Below are 1809 nucleotides of genomic sequence, written 5' to 3' on the forward strand. Positions count from 1 at the left end.
AACTTATGCAAAGGATGACCTGTGGGAAGGGCTTTTTGATGCCGGAGACGTTCGGTTAACAGACCTGTTGAAAAGCACCGGCGCAGCCGCCCAAATAGGTCAGGCCTTACGCATACAAGGCGATGTTCCTGACCAGGATACGTTGGAAAATTTGTTCCTGTGGCTGCAAAATAAACAGGATGGCAAGGTGTTCAGTACCGATAGCCTGCCCGAAGTTTTCGATGAAGCCATACCGCATGCTAAAATCGCGAGCGGTATACTTTCGATTCCTGTCAACCCGGAACGTGGCGAGTTCATCGTAGTTTTCCGCCCCGAAGCCGTACGCACTATTAACTGGGGCGGAGATCCTTCAAAAACGATCAATTTCGACCCTGATGGCAAGAAATACCACCCGCGGGCTTCGTTTAAATTATGGCAGGAAACTGTACGCAATACCGCGGCCGCTTGGACATCACAGGAAATCGCCGCTGCCGAAAACCTGCGGGCCTTTATTTTCGAATTCAATACTAAAAAATCAAGACCATAAACGTGGCTGCTCCAAAACATATCACTTTTCCGGAAGCAACTTCGCTGGACCGATATATTGTTGCTATTGGCGCATCGGCCGGTGGGCTGGAAGCTATTCACGAGTTTTTTGATCATATGCCCCAGGATTCGGGGCTAACCTTTATCGTCATACAGCATTTATCGCCTGACTATAAAAGCCTGCTGGTTGAACTGGTTGCCAAGCACACCCAGATGAAAGTAGCTGAAGCAGCCAATGATATGACTTTGCAGCGTAACTGCGTCTATATCATTCCCAATAAAAAGCTGATGACCATTAAAGGCCACAAGCTGAAGCTGGCGGATAAGGTCAAAGATAAATCACCCAATACCGCGATCGACACCTTTTTCTTCAGCCTGGCCAGCGATAAAAAAGACAAGGCTATAGCAATTATCTTATCCGGCACAGGAACCGATGGTACCAAAGGTATCGAGGCGATCAAAGATGCAGGCGGCATGGTCATCGTACAGGAACCTTCAACGGCGAAATTTGATGGAATGCCCAACAGTGCTATTACCTCGGGCAATGCCGATTTTATTCTACCGCCCGCGAAGATGAACGAGGAACTGCGCAATTTTATCAGCCAGCAAATCAGTCCCGACCTGCCAGGAAAACAAAATATTGATGATAAGCTGCTTGATGATTTATTTCAACTGGTGAGCACCAGTAGCGGGCAGGATTTTAATCTTTATAAAACACCAACCATATTACGCCGGATAGCCCGCCGGATGCTGGCGGTGGATATTCCAGATGTAAAAGACTATGTGGCATATCTGCATAGCCATGAACAAGAGGTTAAACTTTTGGCTAAGGACTTTTTGATCGGGGTTACAAAATTCTTCCGGGATAAGGCCGCATTTGAAGTGCTCGCTAAAGATATAATCCCGGAAATTATTGCTCAAAAGCAGGATGGCGAACTACTGAAAGTGTGGGTTTGTGCGTGCAGTACCGGAGAGGAGGCCTATTCCATCGCCGTTCTGATCAACGATTGCGTCAAGAAATCCGGCAAGCAACTGGATATTAAAATATTTGCTACCGATGTGGACGAGACCAGCATTGAGATAGCCGGAAAGAACAGTTACCCCCTGAGCGTAGCTAAAGAGATTCCTGCAGATCTGCTGAAAAAATATTTTGTTAAGGATCGGGAAGCATATTCTGTCATTCCATCTATCCGTAAACAGATCGTATTCGCCAGGCACAACGTCATCAAGTCCCCGCCGTTTATCAAGAACGACCTCGTAACTTGCCGGAACATGCTGATCTAC

Annotated in this window: 2 protein-coding genes; both read left to right on the plus strand. The window is 47.1% G+C overall.

What is annotated here, in order from left to right; all coding sequences use genetic code 11:
* On the plus strand, window positions 1-526 hold a 526-nt coding region (locus DUL71_RS31765), incomplete at its 5' end, for a GAF domain-containing protein (protein WP_482805321.1).
* A 2-nt stretch (window positions 527-528) separates the two neighbouring features.
* Window positions 529-1809 (plus strand): chemotaxis protein CheB (locus DUL71_RS31770; protein WP_279629804.1); only part of this gene is annotated, 1281 nt, incomplete at its 3' end.

The organism is Mucilaginibacter endophyticus (assembly GCF_003351025.1).
Taxonomy (GTDB): Bacteria; Bacteroidota; Bacteroidia; order Sphingobacteriales; family Sphingobacteriaceae; genus Mucilaginibacter; species Mucilaginibacter endophyticus.